This window comes from Mycolicibacterium sp. SMGY-1XX, assembly GCF_059132455.1.
Window position 1 is genome coordinate 7,237,296 of record NZ_CP101139.1, and the last position, 19,362, is coordinate 7,256,657.

The window sequence follows — 19,362 nt, forward strand, 5'->3', positions numbered from 1 at the left end:
CGGATGACTCCGTGCACTGGGTCCCGCCGGCGAGGAGGTCACGATGCGCGGTCGACGATCTCGGCGAAGGTCCGGATGGTCGGTGCCCGGCTCTCGCCCGGGCGCACGAACGGCACGATGGACACCTGATCGACACCGAGTGCCTCGATCTCCTTGAGCCGTTGCGCGCACTCGTCCGGAGTGCCTGCGAGCGCGAACAGGTCGACCAGGTCATCGGGCACCAGATCGGCATGGGCCGCTTCGGGATTCATGTGCTCGTAGTAGTTGTACTGCTCCCGGATCCGCTCGATCGCGCGCTCCAGGGCCGGCTCCACCTTGGCCGGCAGCGGCCGGATCACCACTCGGGACACGTGCGCGCGCACCAGGTCTCGCGCCTTGGTCCGGTCTTCATCGATGGCAGTGGGCGTCCACAACACGATGTGGATGTCGTCGAGGGTCTTGCCGGCCTCCTTGGCACCCGCCTCGATGGTGCGCAGCGCGCCCTCGATGAAGTTGGGGGCGGTACCCACCAGGACGATCACCCCGTCGGCGATGCGGCCCGACATCTTCAGAATCTTCGGTGCGGAGGCCGCGATGTAGATCGGGATGTCCAACGGCGCGCTCAGATAGTTGAGGTGGTACTCCGCGCCGCTGGTGGCCTCGCGCACCTTCTCACCCCGGAACAGCGTGCGCAGCTGGGAGATGGACTCCTCGAGTTCGGCGAGCTTGAGCGGTTTGAGGCCCATGGTGCGCAGCGACGAATCCCCCGTGCCGATGCCCAGGGCGACACGTCCGCCGGTGAACTCCGACAAGGTGGCCCACGTCGAGGCCAACAGGGACGGGTGGCGCGTCACGGCGTTGGTGACACCGGTGCCCAATATGATCTTCTCGGTGCCCACGGCGGCGGCACCCATGACGGTCGACGACTCCCGCCAGATGTTCTGCGAATCGCCGAACCACGCGTGTTCGTAGCCCAGCGACTCGCTGAGCTGGACATATTCACGCATTGTGCCGGCGGGCTCCGTCGGGAAGAGCCCGACTCCCTTGCTCAACATCGGCAGTGCCTCTCTTGATCAATCGGGTGTGAGCTCTTCGGCCGCTCGTACCTCGCGGCCTCGACTCGCACTCTGTTGATCAATCGGGTGTGAGCTCTTCGGCCGCTCGTACCTCGCGGCCTCGACTCACACCTGGTTGGATAGTGTATCCAATCGTAAGGTTGGGTCGGCAGGCTCACAACCGGAACGCGAAGAAAAGGTGAATTTCGTGCGATTGGTCAACACCTTCACAGTCGACGCTCCGCTGTCCGTCGCCTGGGACACCCTCACCGACATCCCCCGCGTCGCCAGCTGCATTCCGGGAGCCACCCTGGAAGGACAGGACGGCCAGGAGTACCGCGCCCAGGTGGCGGTCAAGGTCGGCCCGGTGGGCCTGACCCTGTCCGGTACCGCCACCGTGGTGGAGCGCGACGACATCGGCCATCAGATGGTGGTGCGGGGCCGCGCCAGCGATCGCAAGGGCAACGGCACCGCCGAGGCCACGGTCACGATGGTGGCCGAGGGCAACGGCAGCACCTCCGACGTCACCGTGTCCACCGACCTCGAGCTGGGCGGGCGCATCGCGCAGTTCGGCAGTGGCGTCATCTCGCAGGTCAGCAATCGCATCCTGGGCCAGTTCGCCAAACGCCTCAACACCATGATCGCTGCGCCGCAACAGGATTCGCAGACCCCGGCGGCCGCTGCCGCGCGCCGAGCCGACACCGTGCCCCCGGCGCTGCAGCCGCTGCTGGCCACCTTCGTGGCCGGGGTGGCACTGGGGTTGGCCTTCGGCCGGCTCGCCCAACGCGTCCGCTAGCTCAGCGTCACAACGAGTTCCAGCTCCACACAGGCTCCGCCGGGCAACGAGGCCACGCCGATGGCGGTGCGCGCATGTGCTCCGACCTGCTCCCCGAAGACCTCGAGAAGCAGTTTCGACGCCCCGTCCACCACCGCGGGGTGGGCGTCGAATTCCGTTGTGGCCCGGACATATCCACGTAGATGAACCAGAGCGGTTACGGCGTCGAGTCCCACCGCGGCGTCGATCGCGGCCAACAGGTTCAGCGCGGCCGTGCGCGCCTGGTCCTGGGCCTCTTCGAGGGTGACGTCGGCGCCGACCACACCCCGCAGCGCGGGCGTGGACCCCACCCGGCCCGTGGTGCCGGACACCCAGAGCTGGTCACCACAGCGCCGGCTGGGAAAGTACGCACCTTTGGGCGCCGCGGGCGGGGGCAGCTCGAGGCCCCGTTGCGCCAGACGGTGGTGCGGGGCGCCCACTGCGGCATCGCGCGCCACTACGAAGCCTGCTCCGAATCCTGGCTCAACGCCACGGTGAGGTGCTGCACGGAATGCGCGCGGTGGGCGTTGTTGATCTCGACCGCGCGCTCGACATCGCGGGCGTCCAGGGCGTCCACCATGAGGTGGTGCTCGACGTTCACCCGGCTCAGATCCATCAGGTGCGCATACAGCGGCCGGTACGCGTCCGCGGTGTTCCACAGCTGATTGACGATTCGCTTGGTGCGCGCCATCTGGCTGGTCTCGAAGGTCAGGTAGTGGAATCGGCGGTTCGCGATACCGACGGCCACCAGGTCCTCGTTCTCGGCGGCCCGATCCATCGCGGCCATGCAGCTGCGCATCTCGTCGATCACGGCATCCGTCATGGCCGGCATGGCATCACGAATCAGTTCTTCTTCCAGGATGTCCCGCAACCGGAACACCTCGGTGAGCTCCGCGAGGCTCAGCTTGGTGACGCGGTACCCACTGTGCGGAACATAGGTGATGTACTCCTCGGCCTCGAGTGTCTTCAGCGCTTCCCGGATGGGGATACGCGAGACGCCGAACTGCTCGGCCACCGACTCCTGGACGATCCAGCTCCCCGGGGGCAATTTGCCGGTGGTGATGTCCTGTCGCAGCGCTTCGGCCACCGCCTGCTGAGCCGTCTTCGGCCGGACGAAGTCCGCCCGCGGCCCGGCGTTGCGCTCCGACCTGGTGTGGGCGCGCGGCGGGGTGGTGGAGGATCGCGGTGACATGGGCCCCCCTTTCGACATTGGATACTCTATTCGATCCGTCGTCGGAAGCGGTACCCAGCCGAATCACACCACCAGGTTCACCATCCGGCCCGGAACCACGATCACCTTCTTGGGTTCCGCACCCGCCAAGAACGCCAGCACCTTCTCGTCGGCGCGCGCCAGCGCCTCCACCGCGTTCTTGTCCGCGTCGGCGGGCACCGAGATCCGGCCCCGCACCTTGCCGTTGACCTGGACCGGGTACTCGACGGTGTCCTCGACGAGGTAGGCGGGATCGGCCACCGGGAACGGACCGTGCGCCAGCGACGTGTCGTGGCCCAGCCGCCGCCACAATTCCTCGGCCAGATGTGGTGCCAGCGGCGCCACCATCAGCACCAGCGGCTCCAAGGCCGCGCGCGCGGTGACCGCCTCCTTGGTGAGGTGGTTGGTGTACTCGATCAGCTTGGCGGCCGCGGTGTTGTTGCGCAGGTGCACATAATCGTCGGACACCCCTTCGATGGTCCGGTGCAGGATCCGCAGCGTGGCATCGTCGAGATCGGCATCGCTGACCCGGATTTCGCCGGTGGCCTCGTCGACCACCAGTCGCCACACCCGCTGCAGGAAGCGATGCGCGCCGACCACGTCCTTGGTGGCCCAGGGCCGCGACGCTTCCAGCGGACCCATGGACATCTCGTAGACGCGCAGGGTGTCGGCGCCGTAGTTGTCGCAGATCTCGTCCGGCGAGACCGAGTTCTTCAGACTCTTGCCGATCTTGCCGAACTCCTGGTTGACCTGCTGATCCTGATAGAAGAACTTGCCGTCGCGCTCGATCACCTCGGCCGCCGGCACATACGAGCCGCGCGAGTCGGTGTAGGCGAACGCCTGGATGTAGCCCTGGTTCACCAGCCTGCGGTACGGCTCGCTGGAGGACACGTGGCCCAGGTCGAAGAGCACCTTGTGCCAGAACCGCGAGTACAGCAGGTGCAGTACGGCATGCTCGACGCCGCCGACGTAGAGGTCCACACCACCCGGGTCACCCGGTCCGTGCTCGGCGGGCCGCGGGCCCATCCAGTACGCCTCATTCTCCTTGGCGCACAACTCATCCGGGTTCTGCGGGTCCGTGTAGCGCAGCTCGTACCAGGAGCTGCCCGCCCACTGCGGCATGACGTTGGTGTCACGGGTGTAGGGCTGCAGCCCGTCACCCAGATCGAGTTCGACGTTCACCCAGTCGGTGGCCTTGGCCAGCGGCGGGGACGGCTCACTGTCGGCGTCGTCGGGGTCGAACAGCACCGGCGAGTAGTCCGGCACGTCCGGAAGCTCCACCGGCAGTGACGACTCCGGGATCCCGTGCGCGCGCCCGTCGGCGTCGTAGACGATGGGGAACGGTTCGCCCCAGTACCGCTGACGGGCGAAAAGCCAGTCGCGCAGCTTGAATTCGACGCGGCCCTGACCGCGCCCGTCGGCCTCGAGGTGCTCGGTCACCTTCGCCTTGGCGGTGGCGACGTCCAGGCCGTCGAGGTAACCGGAGTTCACCAGCGTCCCGTCACCGGAGTAGGCCGCCTGCGAGATGTCCCCGCCGGACACCACTTCCACGATGGGCAGGCCGAACTCGGTGGCGAAGTCCCAGTCCCGCTGATCGCCGCCGGGCACCGCCATGATGGCGCCCGTGCCGTAGCCGGCCAGCACATAGTCGGCGATGAAGATCGGAACCTGCGCTCCATTGACCGGATTGACCGCGTACGCACCCAGGAACACACCGGTCTTGGTCTTGTTCTCCTGGCGCTCCAGGTCGGACTTCGCGGCGATCGCGGCGCGGTAGGCCGCCACGGCCTCGGCGGGAGTGGCGCCACCGTAGGTCCAGCGCTGGTCCACCCCGTCGGGCCACGTCTCGGAGACCAGGGTGTCGACCAGGTCGTGTTCGGGTGCCAGCACCAGATACGTTGCGCCGAACAAGGTGTCCGGGCGGGTGGTGAACACGCCGATGTCCCCGGCGGGTGAATCGAACTGCACCGACGCACCGACGGAGCGGCCGATCCAATTGCGTTGCATGGTCTTGACCTTCTCGGGCCAGTCCAGGTTCTCGAGGTCGTCGAGCAGCCGATCTGAGTAGGCGGTGATGCGCATCATCCACTGCCGCAACCGCTTCCGGAACACCGGGAAGTTGCCACGGTCACTGCGGCCGTCGGAGGTCACCTCTTCGTTGGCCAGCACCGTGCCCAGGCCGGGGCACCAGTTGACCATCGAGTCCGCCCGGTACACCAAGCGGTAACCGTCGATCACGTCGGCGCGTTCGCCCCGCGAAAGCTCCTGCCAGGATCTTCCGTCATCAAGTGTCCTTGTGCCGGAGTCGAATTCGGCAATCAGCTCGTCGATGCGGCGGGCGCGGCCCAGCTCGGTGTCGAACCAGGCGTTGTAGATCTGCAGGAAGATCCACTGGGTCCACTTGTAGAAGTCGACATCGGTGGTGGAGAAGCTGCGCCGGGCGTCGTGCCCCAGACCCAACCGGCCCAGCTGGCGCTTGAAGTTGACGATGTTGGCTTCGGTGCGGGTGCGCGGATGGGTACCGGTCTGCACGGCGTACTGCTCGGCGGGCAGGCCGAAGGAGTCGAACCCGAGCGCGTGCAGCACGTTGCGGCCCTGCATCCGGTAGTACCGCGCGTACACATCGGTGGCGATGTAGCCGAGCGGATGCCCGACATGCAGGCCGTCACCGGACGGGTACGGGAACATGTCCTGGACGAACATCTTGTCCGCGGGCACCGAACTGCCGTCCGCGGGCGCCAGGGAGCCCACCGGGTTGGGAACGTAGAAGGTGCCTTCCCGCTCCCAGGTCTCCTGCCAGTTCTGCTCGATCCGGCCCGCGAGGTCCGCCGAGTAGCGGAACGCAGGGGTGTCGTCGGTAGGACCGGAGGTCTCGGAAACAGGGGGGTGCGCCACGCTGACAGGGTAATAAGGCCAAGTCCGGGGGCCAAAAGCGCGTGGCGGGCCGGTGCCGCCGGTCACGGCAACGTATCGGTTCCATTGCGGACACATCAGCGCTTGATTCCAGCTCGATTCCAGCTCTGGCAAACCCGTCACGGTGATGGATACAGTCGGCGCCTGACCTGGGATGGCGGGGGCCATACCCACACAGACGGACCCGAAAGGATCGAGTGGCCATGTTCGACAGAGTCACCGCCCGCGCCGCCGGCAAGCGGGTGCTCGCGGGGGGTGTCGCCGCAGGTATCGCCGTGAGCCTCGCCGGAGGCACCGCAACCGCCGAGCCGACACTGCCGCTGCCACCGCTTCCGACACCGGCGACGATGATCGAGCAAGCCGGCGTCTCACCCGTCCCGGCCGGCGTGCCCACCCAGCCGGCCACCGCCAACGTCGCCCCCCAGGCGCAGTACGCCCCGCAGATCCAGCAGGTCGCCCAGCCCACGCTCGGTGCTCCGCGTAACGTTCCGTCGGCACCGGCCCTGGTGCCCGCCACCTCCGGCACCATCAAGGAGTTCCTCGCCGGCAAAGGCGTCGTCCTGGAGCCGCAGAACCCGCGAACCTTCACTGCGCTGCACATCACCTTGCCCATGCCGCCGGGGTGGTCGCAGGTACCGGACCCGAACGTGCCCGACGCCTTCGCGGTGATCGCCGACCGGGTGGGCGGCGACGGCCTCTACACCTCCAATGCGCAGGTGGTGATCTACCGGCTGGCCGGCGGTGCGTTCGACGGCAACGAGGCGATCACCCACGGCTTCATCGACAGCCAGCAACTGCCGAACTGGCAGTCCACCGACGCGTCGCTGGCGCCGTTCGGCGGATTCCCGTCCTCGCTGATCGAAGGCACCTACCGGCAGAACGACATGACGCTCAACACCTCACGCCGTCATGTGCTGGCCAGCTCCGGCGCGGACAAGTACCTGGTGACCCTGTCGGTGACCACCGCCGTCAGCCAGGTGGTGGCCGCCGCCGACGCCACCGACGCGATCGTCAACGGATTCCGGATCACCGGTCCTGCGCCGGCAGCGCCGCCGGCACCGCCGGCCCCGGTACCCGCGCCCGCGCCCTGAATTTTCCGGGCAGCGGCGTCACCTCGTAAGGTGAGCGCATGCTCATTGCCGGTGTGGTGTGCCTGTGCGCCGCGATTGCTGCCGCAGGCTCGGGAGTGTGGACGTTGACGCGACCGCGGACCGCCGACTTCACCCAGCAGGTCCTACGCACCGTGGCGCCGGTCCAGCTGGCCGCCGGGGTGATGCTCGCCGCCGGCGGTGCGGTGGCGCTCCTGGCGCCCGCGTCGACCGGGCTCGTGGTGCTGATCGTGTGTGTGCTCGGCGCGCTGGGCACCGTCATCGCCGGCTCGTGGCAGGGCGCGCGGTTCGCCACCCGCCCGCAGCCCGAAGCCGACTGCGGCAGCAGCTGCGCGTCCTGCACGCTGTCGTGCGCCAGCGGATCGCCGCTGGCCAACAAGGGCTAGTTGCGGCTGACGTCGATGGGGTGCGTGGCCAGCAGTGACATCGGCATCGGCTGGCGCCGCAGCACCCGCGCCCAGAGATCCACCCGCTGCTCCACCAAAACGTCAGAAGGCAACGCGGACAACACGATCCAGTCGTTGCGATCGATCTCGCCTTCCAGCTGACCGATGGTCCAACCCGAATAGCCGGCGAAGATCCGCACACCCTCGACCACCGGAGCCACCGTCTCGGGCTCGGCGTCCAGGTCCACCATCACCATCCGGCCCGCCACATGGCGCAGTCCCGGGACACCCTGGGGATCCATCCCGACCCGCAACGTGCCCAGGCACAGCGCGGCGTCACGCTTGACCGGCCCGCCGATGAACATGGTCTTCGGTTTGGCGGCCAGCTTCGCCCACTGCGGCAAGACGTTGTAGACCGCGGTCTCACTTGGCCGGTTCAGCACCACGCCCAGAGTGCCGCCGTCGTTGTGCTCGACGACGTAGATGACGCTGCGCCGGAACGTGGGCTCCAACAGATCCGTGTTGGCCAGCAACAACGTACCGGCGCGCACCCGGTGAGCCGCGGGTGCGACAAAATCCTCGGGGTCTTCCGACTGGGCCACCCGTCCATCATGGCACCAGCGTGCCGCCGTCGTGGCGAACCGAGGTCGGCATGACGCATATTTGTAGGCTGGTCCCATCAGGCAACCGTGCGCCGCAACGTGCAGGGGAAGAAGGTTCAGTGGTTGACGCGCGTGCCGCCGTGGCCGTGTGGCGTTCGGTGCGAGGCCTCCCGCAGTTCTGGCGGCTGCTGGAGTTGCGGCTGGCCAGCCAGTTCGGTGACGGGCTGTTCCAGGCGGGCCTGGCCGGCGCCCTGCTGTTCAATCCCGACCGGGCGGCCACTCCCTGGGCGGTGGCCGGTGCCTTCGCGGTGTTGTTCCTGCCGTACTCACTGCTCGGACCGTTCGCCGGTGCCCTGCTTGACCGCTGGGACCGGCGCTCGGTGCTGGTAGGTGCCAACCTGGGCCGGCTGTTGCTCATCGTGTTGGTCGGGGTGCTGCTGGCCGTCGGCGCCGGTGACATCCCCATCCTGTGCGGCGCGTTGTTGGTCAACGGGTTCACCCGGTTCGTGGCGTCCGGGCTGTCGGCGGCCCTACCGCACGTGGTGCCCCGGGGCCAGGTGGTGACGATGAACTCCGTGGCCACCGCCGCGGGGGCCGCAGCGACCTTCTTCGGCGCCATCTTCATGCTGGTCCCCCGGTGGTTGATCGGTGCCGACGACATCGGCGCCTCGGTGATCCAGTTCCTGGTGGCCCTACCGGTGGGGTTGGCGCTGCTGCTGGCCCTGCGGTTCCCGCCGTACATCCTCGGGCCCGACGACACCCTGCGCGCCATCCACGGGTCGGTGCTCTACGCGGTGTCGACGGGCTGGTTGCACGGTTTCCGCACGGTCGCGGGGGTGCCGTCGGTGGCGGCCACACTGACCGCGCTGGCCGCACACCGCATGGTCTTCGGCATCAACACGCTGCTGGTGCTCGTCATCGTGCGTCACACCGACATCCCCAGCGTGGAGGTGGCCGGGCTGGGCAGTGCGGCCACCTTCGTGGCGGCCACCGGGTCCGGCTCTTTCCTGGCGAACCTGATCACCCCGATGGCGGTGAAGCGCTGGGGACGGTTCACGACCACCAACGGCGCCCTGCTGTGCGCGGCGGTGATCCAGCTGGCCGGCATCGCGCTGTACCTGCCCATGATGTTCGCCTGCGGTTTCCTGCTCGGCGCGGCCGGCCAGATCGTCAAACTGTGCGCTGACTCCGCGATGCAGATCGACGTCGACGACGCCCTGCGCGGTCACGTGTTCGCGGTCCAGGATTCACTGTTCTGGGTGTCGTTCATCGTGGCGACCACACTGGCGGCCGCGGTGATCCCGGCCGACGGGTACTCCCCGGGTCTGGTGGTGGCGGGCTCGGCGGTCTACCTGCTGGGCATGGCCGCCCACATGATCATCGGCCGGCGATCCGCGGCCGGTTAAGGTGACGGCATGGCCGACGCGAGTCCCCTGATCGCCGAGCTGGAAGCCGAATCCGACGAGCTGGACGCGCTGGTGGCCGACCTTCCCGACGAGCGCTGGCACACCCCTACCCCGGCGCCGGGCTGGACCATCACCCATCAGATCGCTCATCTGCTGTGGACCGACCGGGTGGCGCTGCTGTCGGTCAGCGACGAGCCGGCGTTCGCCGACGTGCTCGCAGCCGCTGCCACCAATCCGGCGGGCTTCGTCGATGCCGGGGCCGAGGAGCTGGCGGCGACGGCTCCGGCGGAGTTGGTGAGCGCGTGGCGGTCCACCCGTGCAGCGCTGCACGCGTCGTTGCGTACCGTGCCCGCCGGACGCAAGCTGCCCTGGTTCGGGCCGCCGATGAGTGCGGCGTCGATGGCGACCGCGCGGTTGATGGAGACCTGGGCGCATGGCCTGGATGTGGCGGACGCGCTGGGGGTGGTGCGGGCGCCGACGGCGCGGCTGCGGTCCATCGCCCACCTCGGTATACGAACTCGTGACTTCGCCTTTACCGTCCATGGCTTGACTCCGCCGACGGAAACGTTTCACGTGGAACTTCGCGGGCCGGCCGGTGAGACCTGGGTGTGGGGTCCCGAGGATGCGGCTCAGCGGGTCACCGGGACGGCCGAGGACTTCTGTTTTCTGGTGACCCAGCGACGGCCCCGTGCGGCCTTGGATGTGACGGCCGTGGGCGCGGATGCGCAGACCTGGCTGACGATTGCGCAGGCCTTCGCGGGGCCTCCCGGCCCGGGCCGATGAGCGCACGCATTTGTACGCCTGAGGCGGCGCGTCGCTGTACAGACACGCGCGCTCGGCCGTAGGTCACAGGGGGGCGGCGTCGTCCGCGGTGCCGTCACCGTCGGCGTCGACGAGCTTGACGTCCCAGCGACCGTCGCCGTCATGGTCGACATAGCCGGTGCGGTGGTCGTCGCCGAGCACCCGGTCGGCCAGGCCGTCGCCGTCGCTGTCCAGCAGCAGATCATCGACGGCCCCGTCACCGTCGAAATCCACCATTGGACCTCCGGAGCTCTCCAGGCCGTCGAGGCTCAGCCAGCGCAACGGCCCGCTGCGGCCGGCCGGGTCGGCGGGCACCGCCCAGGTTCCGGTGCCGTCGTCGGTGAACCACGACGGCTGCCCGTCGAGGTCCAGCACAGCGTGATCGGCGACCCCGTCGCCGTCGAGATCGGCAAGAGCGTCGTCTTCGAGGCCGTCGCGGTCGAAATCCAGCGCCACCGCGTCGAACACACCGTCGCCGTCGGTGTCCACGTCCGGCAGGGCCGACCACATGGTGGCGGTGCCGTCATCGGCACCCAGGCAGTAATCCATACCCGTTAGTCGGGCTGCGACCTCTGCGGGTTCCCGTCGGCCTCCCACCACCGCAGGAGTTCGGCGACGGCGTCGTCGTGTTCGAGCGGGCCGCGTTCCATGCGCAGCTCCTTGAGATACCGCCAGGCCTGCCCCACCTGCGGACCCGCCGGGATGCCGAGCAGCTCCATGATCGCGTTACCGTCGAGGTCCGGCCGCACCCGGGCCAGGTCTTCCTTGGCCGCCAACTCGGCGATGCGCTGCTCGAGATCGTCGTAATTGGCCTGCAGCCGCGCCGCCCGGCGCTTGTTGCGGGTGGTGCAGTCGGCGCGCACCAGCTTGTGCAGGCGGCCCAGCAGCGGCCCGGCGTCGGTGACATACCGGCGCACCGCCGCATCGGTCCACTTGCCCGTCCCTTTGGAATCCGCGTAGCCGTGGAACCGCAGATGCAGATACACCAGCTGGGAGACGTCGTCGACCATCTGCTTGGAGTACTTCAGCGCCCGCATGCGCTTGCGGGCCATCTTGGCGCCCACCACCTCGTGATGGTGGAAGCTCACCCCGCCGTCGGACTCATGCCTGCGGGTCGCGGGTTTGCCGATGTCATGCAGCAGGGCCGCCCATCGCAACACCAGGTCCGGGCCGCCACCGTCAGAACCGGCGGGCCCTTCCAGATCCATGGCCTGCCGCAACACGGTGAGCGAGTGCTGGTAGACGTCCTTGTGCTGGTGGTGCTCGTCGATGGCCATCCGCATGGCGCCGACCTCGGGCAGCACCTGCTCCCCCAGACCGGTGTCGACCAACAGCTCGATGCCCGCCACCGGGTCGGCGCCGAGCATCAGCTTGTCGAGTTCCGCGGCGATGCGTTCCGGGGTGATCCGGGCCATCTGCGTGGCCATCTCCACGATGGCGGTGCGCACCCGCGGCGCCACCTCGAACCGCAGCTGCGAGACGAACCGGGCGGCCCGCAGCATCCGCAGCGGATCGTCCCCGAACGACGTCTCCGGCGCCGACGGGGTGTCCAGCGTCCGGGCCCGCAGCGCGTCCAGCCCACCCAGCGGGTCCAGGAACTCCCCCGGGCCCGCACCGGTGATCCGGACCGCCATCGCGTTGACGGTGAAGTCGCGGCGCACCAGATCGTCTTCGAGACGGTCCCCGAACCGGACCTCGGGGTTGCGCGACACCTGGTCATAACTGTCGGCCCGGAACGTGGTGATCTCCACGCGGACGCCGGCGCGCGCCGCGCCGATGGTGCCGAACTCGATTCCGGTGGTCCAGATGGCCCGATCGGATCCGGCCCACGGCCGCAGGATCTTCTGGATCTCATCGGGGCGGGCGTCGGTGGTGAAGTCGAGGTCGTAGGCGACGCCGTCCCCGGGCTGCGGGAGCCGCCCCAACAGCGCGTCCCGCACCGGCCCACCCACCAGGAAGAGTTGACGTCCGGCTCCGTCGAACAGCTCGCCGAGGGACTCCAACACCTGGGCATGCCCGTTCAGCGTGACCGCTGCACGGGCCAGCAGTTCGGCATCGGTTGCGACGTCAGGCACGTTCAATGAGCCTAGAGGGCTCGGCCGGTCCGTCCGCCACCGACCGGCGAGTGAGGCAAGAGGCTGACCTGGCGCCAGCTACTATCGCTTGGGTGTCGGACGGCGAACAGGCCAAACCACGACGGCGCCGCGGTCGCCGCCGGGGTCGTCGTGCCGCCGGTCCACCCCAAGCCGCGGCCGAGAACAGCGCGGCCCCCACGCCCTCACCTCCCGCGACGCCATCTCCTGAGCCCGAGGCCGCACCGGCCAAACCGCGCCGGCCGCGGCAGGCCCACAAGAACGCGGCCCGCCTGCGCACGGTGCACGAGACGTCGGCGGGCGGCCTGGTGATCGACGGCCTGGACGGACCCCTGGAAGAACAGGTGGCCGCACTGATCGGCCGGATCGACCGCCGCGGCCGCATGCTGTGGTCGCTGCCGAAGGGCCACATCGAGCAGGGCGAGACCGCGGAGCAGACCGCGATCCGCGAGGTCGCGGAGGAGACCGGGATCCAGGGCAGTGTGCTGGCCGCGCTCGGGAGCATCGACTACTGGTTCGTCACCGAGGGGCGGCGCGTGCACAAGACCGTGCACCACTATCTGATGCGGTTCTCCGGCGGTGAGCTCTCCGACGAGGACGTCGAGGTCACCGAAGTGGCCTGGGTGCCGGTCAATGAACTGCCCAACCGGCTGGCCTACGCGGACGAGCGCAAGCTGGCCGAGGTCGCCGGCGAGCTCATCCACAAGCTGCAGACCGACGGGCCCAACGCGCTGCCGCCGCTGCCGCGCAGCACTCCACGCCGGCGGCCACAGACGCATTCGCGTACCCGCCGCCGCCGGCCCGACGAATCCGCACCCGGCCGGGCGGGCGGTTGCGGGCCGAGCCCGTGACGCGCCGGCGTCGATGGCTGGAGAAGTTCTCTCTCACGGCGCCCCGGTTCGTCACCATCGCGATCCTGCTCGCCCTCCTCGCACTGCCCGCGGCGCTGCCGCAGGCCGCTGCCGGGGAACCGGGCTCGGCACCCTTCCTGGTGATCAACGTCGACCGGGTGACCCCGGAGACCGTCACCACCACCGGCGCGCCGGTGGTCACGGTGTCGGGAACCGTGGACAACGTCGGCGACCGGCCGGTCCGGGATATCGTCGCGCGCCTGGAACGGGCCCCGATGGTGGAGGACTCCAGCCAGTTGCGCACCGATCTCGGCGGGGAGAACGACCAGTACAGCGCGGTCGCCGAGTTCATCGACGTCTCCGAAGAACTGCAGCAGGGTCAGCGGGCTCCGTTCACACTGTCCTATCCCCTGCGCTCGGCCACCGAACCCGCGCTGAACATCGACACCCCCGGCGTGTATCCGCTGCTGGTCAATGTCAACGGCACCCCCGACTACGGCGAGCCCGCCCGCCTGGACGACGCGCGGTTCCTGCTGCCGGTGCTCGGGGTGCCGCGGGCGGCCGACAACCCCGACAGCGGTCCCGAGGGCGTCGGCGCTGATGTCGACGACGTCGTAGCCCCCGACACCTCCCGCCCCGTACCGGTGACGATGCTGTGGCCGATCGCGGACCGGCCTCAGCTGGCACCCGGGGTGCCCGGCGGCACCACACCGGTGCGGCTGACCGACGACTCGCTGGCCACGTCGCTGGCCCCGGGCGGACGCCTCGACACCCTGCTGGCCGCCGCGGAATTCGCCACCGGGCCCACCGTCGATCCCGGCGGCGAGGTCACCCGGGCGCTGTGCCTGGCCGTCGACCCCGACCTGCTGGTCACCGTCAATGCGATGACGGGCGGCTACGTGGTGGGCAACTCCGCGGATCCGCTGGCGCCACCGGGTCAACCCGGCGCCGGTCAGGCCGCCGCCACCGCGTGGCTGGACCGGCTACGGGAGCTGGCCCAGCGGATGTGTGTCACCGCCACCCCGTACGCACAGGCCAATCTCGACGCGGTGGACCGGGTGGGCGACCCCAACCTGAGCATGTTCGCCACCACCACCGTCTTCGATCTGGTGGACCAGATCCTGGGTGTCACCTCCACCCGCGGCGTGACCCTGGTGGGTGACGGCCCACTGACCAGCCGCACGGTGCAGCTGCTCACCGCACAGGGCCCCACCGTGGCCATCGCCGCCGCCGACGGCTTCGCCCAGGACGAGACCACCGGCGAAGCGGCCACCGCCGACCTGGCGCCGCGGCGGCTGTCCGGCCAGGTGGTCGCGATGCCGTTCGACCCGACCGTGGGCGCCGCGCTCGCCGGGCTGGGCGAGTCGCCGGCGGCGCCGTCGTACCTGGACTCGTCACTGTCGGTGCCGCTGGACCAGGACAGCGTGTCCCGACGCCAGGACGCGTTGTCGGCGATGCTGTGGCGGGGCCTGCATCCGGCGACCGAGCCGCGCGCCCAGATCCTCATGCCGCCGCTGACCTGGAACCTCAGCGCCAATGACGCGCAGGCGATTCTCACCACGCTGGCCACCAGCATCCGGTCCGGGCTGGCGGTCCCCCAGCCGCTGCCCGCGGTGGTGGCCCAAGCCGCGGCGGTGCACGGTCCGCTGCAGCCGGTGTCGGCGGCCGCGGACGGCAACGCCCAAGGTCGCATCGACGACGGCGTGGTGGGCCAGTTGTCCGGCCAGCTGCGCCGGCTGTGGGGTCTCACGGCCGCGCTGACCACCAACCCGCAGACCGGGCTCACCGGCGTGGCCTACACCGCCCCGCTGCGGGAGGACATGCTGCGGGCCCTGAGTCAGTCCGAACCCGCCCCGTCCCGCAACGACCTGGCGCGCCAACGCCTCGGCGTGGTGGGGGGCACCATCGAGGATCTCTTCGGCGCGGTCACCATCGTCAACCCCGGCGGTGCTTACACACTGGCCACCGAACGCAGCCCCCTGCCGCTGGCCCTGCGCAATGACCTGGCGGTACCGATCCGGGTGCGGCTCGACCTGGCCGTGCCTCCGGGTATGACCGTGGAGGACATCGGCGAGCAGGAGCTGCCCCCGGGATTCCTGCCGCTGCGGGTGCCCATCGAGGTGCACTTCACCCAGCGGGTGGCCGTCGACGCCTCACTGCGCACCCCGGACGGACTGCCGCTGGGCGAACCCGTGCGCCTTTCGGTGAACTCGAACGCCTACGGCAAGGTGCTGTTCTTCATCACGCTGTCCGCCGGTGCGGTGCTGGCGTTGCTGACCGGCCGCCGGCTCTGGCACCGGTTCCGCGGCCAGCCCGACCGTGCCGATCTCGATCGACCAGAACCGGGTCGCCCATGAGTGCCACGTCCGGCCGGCAGCCACCCAGGCGCATCCCTGCGCGTCCACCCAGGCCCACTCCCCCACCCCCGCGCAAACCCACTTCTGCGCGCGATTCCCGCCCGCCCCGGACCACCCGGCAGCAATCGGTGTGGGTGAAGCCCGGGCAGCGCACCAAAGCGGTGCGCGCCGAACTGTCCGATTCGGCGGTGGTGTCGCGGTCCTGGGGAATGGCGTTCGCGACGTTGATCAGCCGGCTCACCGGCTTCATCCGGATCGTGCTGCTGGCCACCATCCTCGGTGCCGCGTTGTCGAGCACGTTCACCGTCGCCAACCAGCTGCCGAATCTCATTGCGGCGCTGGTGCTGGAGGCCACGTTCACCGCGATCTTCGTGCCGGTGCTCACCCGCGCCGAGCGCGATGACCCCGACGGCGGCACCGGCTTCATCCGTCGGCTGGTGACACTGGCAACCACCTTGCTGCTGGTCACCACCGTGTTGGCGGTGCTCGGTGCGCCCCAACTGGTCCGATTGATGCTCGGGGACGACCCGCAGGTGAACGAGCCGCTGACCACCGCGTTCGCCTATCTGCTGCTCCCGCAGGTGGTCTTCTACGGGTTGTCGTCGGTGTTCATGGCAATCCTGAACACCCGCAACGTCTTCGGCGCGCCGGCCTGGGCGCCGGTGGTCAACAACATCGTCGCCATCGCGACACTCGGGCTGTATGTGCTGGTACCGGGCGAGCTGTCCATCGACCCGGTGGAGATGGGCAACGCCAAACTGCTGGTCCTCGGGATCGGCACCACCCTGGGCGTTTTCGCGCAGACCGCGGTGCTGTTCGTCGCGATCCGCAAGGAGAAGATCAGCCTTCGCCCGCTGTGGGGCATCGACGACCGGCTCAAGAAGTTCGGCACCATGGCCTCGGCGATGGTGCTCTACGTGCTGATCAGCCAGATCGGCCTGGTGATCGGCAACCAGATCGCCAGTACCGCAGCCGCTTCGGGTCCGGCCATCTACAACTACACCTGGCTGGTGCTGATGCTGCCGTTCGGCATGATCGGCGTCACCGTGTTGACGGTGGTGATGCCGCGGCTGTCGCGTAACGCCGCCTCCGGAGACACCTCCGCGGTACTGGCCGACCTGTCGCTGGCCACCCGGCTGACGATGATCACCCTCATCCCGATCGTGGCCGTGATGACCGTCGGCGGCACCGCGATCGGTAGCGCGCTGTTCGCCTACGGCAATTTCGGTTCGGTCGACGCCAATTACCTCGGCCTGGCGATCGCATTGTCGGCATTCACCCTGATCCCGTATGCCTTGGTGCTGCTGCAGCTGCGGGTGTTCTACGCGCGGGAACAACCGTGGACACCGATCGCCGTCATCATCGTGATCACCACGGTCAAGGTCGCGGCCTCCTTCGCCGCGCCGCACCTGACCGACAACCCGGACATGGTGGCCGGTTACCTCGGCCTGGCCAACGGCCTGGGATTCACGGCCGGGGCCGTGATGGGTCATGTGCTGCTGCGCCGTGCACTGAGGCCACGTGGTGGCAGATTGCTGGAACTGCCGGTGGTGCGGACGATCCTGGTGACGACGGCGGCCTCGCTGCTGTCCGGCCTGCTCGCCCACGCGGTCGACCAGTTGCTGGGCCTGGAAGCACTCACCACCAACTTCGGTGGCGCCGGTTCGCTGCTACGGCTGTTCGTGCTCGCGGTGTTGATGTTGGCGATCGTGGTGGCCGTGTTGCTGTGGGCGAAGGTGCCCGACGCGGTCGCCGCAGCCGCGGCGGTCAAACGTCGGCTCGGCCGCGCTCCTGCGGCGCCGGTACCTGCGGCGGCGCTGCCTGACTCGTCATCGGCCACTGCGCGGGTCCCGTACCCTGAGCACAGGACTTCGCCCGGATCGGGAGGACGGCCGGGCCGTCCCCCGGCCGGGCCTCGGTTCGGCGAGGACACGCCTTCGGCAGCGGCTGCCGCAGGGATGGGGAAAGGACCGACGGTGAGCGACGAGACCTCGGGCAACCCCGATGCCGGGGCCCCGACGACCAAGCTGCCCAGACAGTCAGCCGACGAGTTCCAGCCCGACTTCCACCCCGGGCTGGACCCCGATCTCGATCCCGGTGCGGGCGATCCGCCCGTGGGTACCGTCGCCCCTCCCGTACCGCCCAAACGTCCGAACGCCGACTTCGCCGGCGACCCGACACGCGAACCCATCGCCTTCGACGCTCCGCGCGAGCCGGCGCTGGACAACGCCGCTCCCGATGACGATGTACAGCTGATTCCCGGGGCGAGCATCGCCGGTGGCCGCTACCGGCTGCTCGTCTTCCACGGCGGCCCGCCCAATCTGCAGTTCTGGCAGGCACTCGACACCGCGCTGGACCGGCAGGTGGCGCTGACCTTCGTCGACCCTGAAGGCACGCTGCCCGACGAAGAACTCGAAGCCATCCTGACCCGCACCCTCAAACTCAGCCGAATCGAAATGCCCGGCGTCGCCAGGGTTCTCGACGTCGCCCGAACCGGTGCCGGCGGCATGGTGGTGTCGGAATGGATCCGCGGCGGGTCCCTGCAGGAGGTGGCCGACACCGCACCGTCGGCCATCGGTGGAGCCCGCGCCATCCAATCGCTGGCCGCGGCTGCCGAAGCGGCACACCATGCCGGGGTCGCGCTGTCGATCGATCACCCGAGCCGGGTCCGGGTGAGCATCGAAGGCGATGTCGCCCTGGCTTTCCCGGCCACCATGGAGGATGCGAGCCCCGAAGACGACATCCGCGGAATCGGGGCGGCGCTGTATGCGCTGCTGGTCAATCGTTGGCCACTGCCGGAGAGCGGCACCCCCAGCGGGTTGGCTCCAGCGGACCTCGATCCAGCGGGGAATCCGGTGGAACCGCGCTCTGTGGACAACGACATCCCGTTCCAGATCTCGGCCGCCGCGGCCCGTTCGGTACAGCCGAGTGGTGGAATACGCACCGCACCAACACTTTTGAACCTGCTGCAGCAGGCCACCGCAGAGGCCGATCGGACCGACCTGCTGGAACCGGTCCAACCCGTGCCCCCCGCGCGGGGCCTGGCGGCCCGCCTGACCGCCTCCGACGACCCTGACACGCAGAATCGGCGACGCCGCGGCGTGCTGATCGGACTGGCCGCCGGCGCCGTCGTGATCATCGTCGCCCTGGTGCTGCTGGCCACCGTGCTCAGCCGCATCTTCGGTGACGTGGGAGGCACCAGCATCGGCGAGCAACTGGGCCTCAATCCCCCGTCGGAGGAGAGCTCCAGCGAGCAGACGTCGACGACCCCGGGAACCGTGGTGCAGCCGGTCAGCGCCACGGTGTTCTCACCGGAGGGCGGCGCCGACAATCCCGACCTGGCGGAGCTGGCCATCGACGGTGACCGCGCCACCGTGTGGCCCACCGACACCTACTCCGACGCCGATCCCTTCCCGGGCTTCAAGAACGGCGTGGGATTGCTGTTGCAGCTGCCGTCGGCCACCCGGGTGGCGTCGGTCTCGCTGGGGGTCACCAGCACCGGCACCCAGGTCCAGATCCGTTCGGCGTCGTCGGCGAACCCGTCGAGCCTCGATGCCACCACGGCCCTGACCCAGCCGCAGACACTGCAGACCGGTGACAACACCATCCAGGTCAACGCGGCCGAGCCCACCTCGAATCTTCTGGTGTGGATCTCCAAGATGGGCACCACCGACGGGCAGAGCCGTACCGACATCAACGAGATCACGGTGCGCGCGGCGTCCTGACCTGTGCACAGACGGTGGCCGCGGTGAAGTGCCGTGCCCTGGGCCGGCCCATACTGTGCCG

The 19,362-nt window shown here is 69.2% G+C and carries 15 protein-coding genes; 8 read left to right on the forward strand and 7 right to left on the reverse strand.

All coding sequences use genetic code 11. The features are described from left to right. Positions 1-38: 38 nt before the first annotated feature. A complete protein-coding gene (locus tag NL241_RS34545) occupies positions 39-1,034 on the reverse strand; it encodes an LLM class flavin-dependent oxidoreductase (RefSeq protein ID WP_487692042.1) in 996 nt (331 codons plus the stop codon). 208 nt (positions 1,035-1,242) lie between these two features. Here NL241_RS34545 and NL241_RS34550 point away from each other — a divergent pair, with 208 nt between their 5' ends. Beyond that, positions 1,243-1,830 (forward strand): SRPBCC family protein, encoded by a 588-nt coding sequence (locus NL241_RS34550; protein ID WP_494396401.1) that lies wholly within the window; start codon positions 1,243-1,245, stop codon positions 1,828-1,830. Here the strand turns inward: NL241_RS34550 and NL241_RS34555 are convergent. The 3 genes from NL241_RS34555 to leuS form a co-directional block, all read right to left on the reverse strand. After that, a complete protein-coding gene (locus NL241_RS34555) occupies positions 1,827-2,306 on the reverse strand; it encodes a RidA family protein (protein ID WP_494396402.1) in 480 nt (159 codons plus the stop codon). The two genes, NL241_RS34550 and NL241_RS34555, sit on opposite strands and share 4 nt — an antisense overlap. Then, entirely contained in the window at positions 2,306-3,040 is a 735-nt protein-coding gene (locus tag NL241_RS34560; protein WP_487692044.1) for a GntR family transcriptional regulator, read from the reverse strand. Before NL241_RS34560 ends, NL241_RS34555 begins: the two co-directional genes overlap by 1 nt. Positions 3,041-3,103: 63 nt before the next feature. After that, positions 3,104-5,953: a leucine--tRNA ligase gene (gene leuS, locus NL241_RS34565; protein WP_494396403.1), complete on the reverse strand. Its 2,850-nt coding sequence runs from the start codon at positions 5,951-5,953 to the stop codon at positions 3,104-3,106. Positions 5,954-6,174: 221 nt separating this feature from the next. Here leuS and NL241_RS34570 point away from each other — a divergent pair, with 221 nt between their 5' ends. Continuing rightward, positions 6,175-7,062 carry an LpqN/LpqT family lipoprotein gene (locus tag NL241_RS34570; protein ID WP_494396404.1) on the forward strand — a complete coding sequence of 296 codons (888 nt, stop codon included), beginning with the start codon at positions 6,175-6,177 and terminating at the stop codon, positions 7,060-7,062. Between the two features lie 38 nt (positions 7,063-7,100). Beyond that, positions 7,101-7,466, forward strand: coding sequence for a hypothetical protein (locus NL241_RS34575; RefSeq protein ID WP_494396405.1), 366 nt, complete (start codon positions 7,101-7,103; stop codon positions 7,464-7,466). On the opposite strand, the gene NL241_RS34580 is transcribed toward NL241_RS34575, so the two are convergent. Next, positions 7,463-8,068 (reverse strand): YqgE/AlgH family protein, encoded by a 606-nt coding sequence (locus NL241_RS34580; protein WP_494396406.1) that lies wholly within the window; start codon positions 8,066-8,068, stop codon positions 7,463-7,465. The genes NL241_RS34575 and NL241_RS34580 overlap by 4 nt on opposite strands. A 119-nt stretch (positions 8,069-8,187) precedes the next feature. Here NL241_RS34580 and NL241_RS34585 point away from each other — a divergent pair, with 119 nt between their 5' ends. Next, a complete protein-coding gene (locus NL241_RS34585; RefSeq protein ID WP_494396407.1) occupies positions 8,188-9,474 on the forward strand; it encodes an MFS transporter in 1,287 nt (428 codons plus the stop codon). Positions 9,475-9,483: 9 nt separating this feature from the next. After that, positions 9,484-10,257, forward strand: a complete 774-nt coding sequence (locus tag NL241_RS34590) for a TIGR03084 family metal-binding protein (RefSeq protein WP_494396408.1) — start codon at positions 9,484-9,486, stop codon at positions 10,255-10,257. Positions 10,258-10,320: 63 nt separating this feature from the next. On the opposite strand, the gene NL241_RS34595 is transcribed toward NL241_RS34590, so the two are convergent. Next, on the reverse strand, positions 10,321-10,824 hold the full coding sequence (locus NL241_RS34595) for a pullulanase (protein ID WP_494396409.1): 504 nt from the start codon (positions 10,822-10,824) through the stop codon (positions 10,321-10,323). A 5-nt stretch (positions 10,825-10,829) separates the two neighbouring features. Continuing rightward, positions 10,830-12,350, reverse strand: a complete 1,521-nt coding sequence (locus NL241_RS34600) for a CCA tRNA nucleotidyltransferase (RefSeq protein WP_487692054.1) — start codon at positions 12,348-12,350, stop codon at positions 10,830-10,832. A gap of 92 nt (positions 12,351-12,442) precedes the next feature. On the opposite strand from NL241_RS34600, the gene NL241_RS34605 reads away from it, so the two are divergent. The 3 genes from NL241_RS34605 to murJ are packed head-to-tail and all read left to right on the forward strand — an operon-like array spanning position 12,443 to position 19,301. Further along, positions 12,443-13,219 carry an NUDIX hydrolase gene (locus NL241_RS34605; protein ID WP_487692055.1) on the forward strand — a complete coding sequence of 259 codons (777 nt, stop codon included), beginning with the start codon at positions 12,443-12,445 and terminating at the stop codon, positions 13,217-13,219. Further along, positions 13,216-15,576, forward strand: coding sequence for a hypothetical protein (locus NL241_RS34610; RefSeq protein ID WP_487692056.1), 2,361 nt, complete (start codon positions 13,216-13,218; stop codon positions 15,574-15,576). Before NL241_RS34605 ends, NL241_RS34610 begins: the two co-directional genes overlap by 4 nt. Further along, positions 15,573-19,301 (forward strand): murein biosynthesis integral membrane protein MurJ, encoded by a 3,729-nt coding sequence (murJ, locus tag NL241_RS34615; RefSeq protein ID WP_494396410.1) that lies wholly within the window; start codon positions 15,573-15,575, stop codon positions 19,299-19,301. The genes NL241_RS34610 and murJ overlap by 4 nt, the downstream gene beginning before the upstream one ends. The last annotated feature ends 61 nt before the right edge of the window (positions 19,302-19,362 follow it).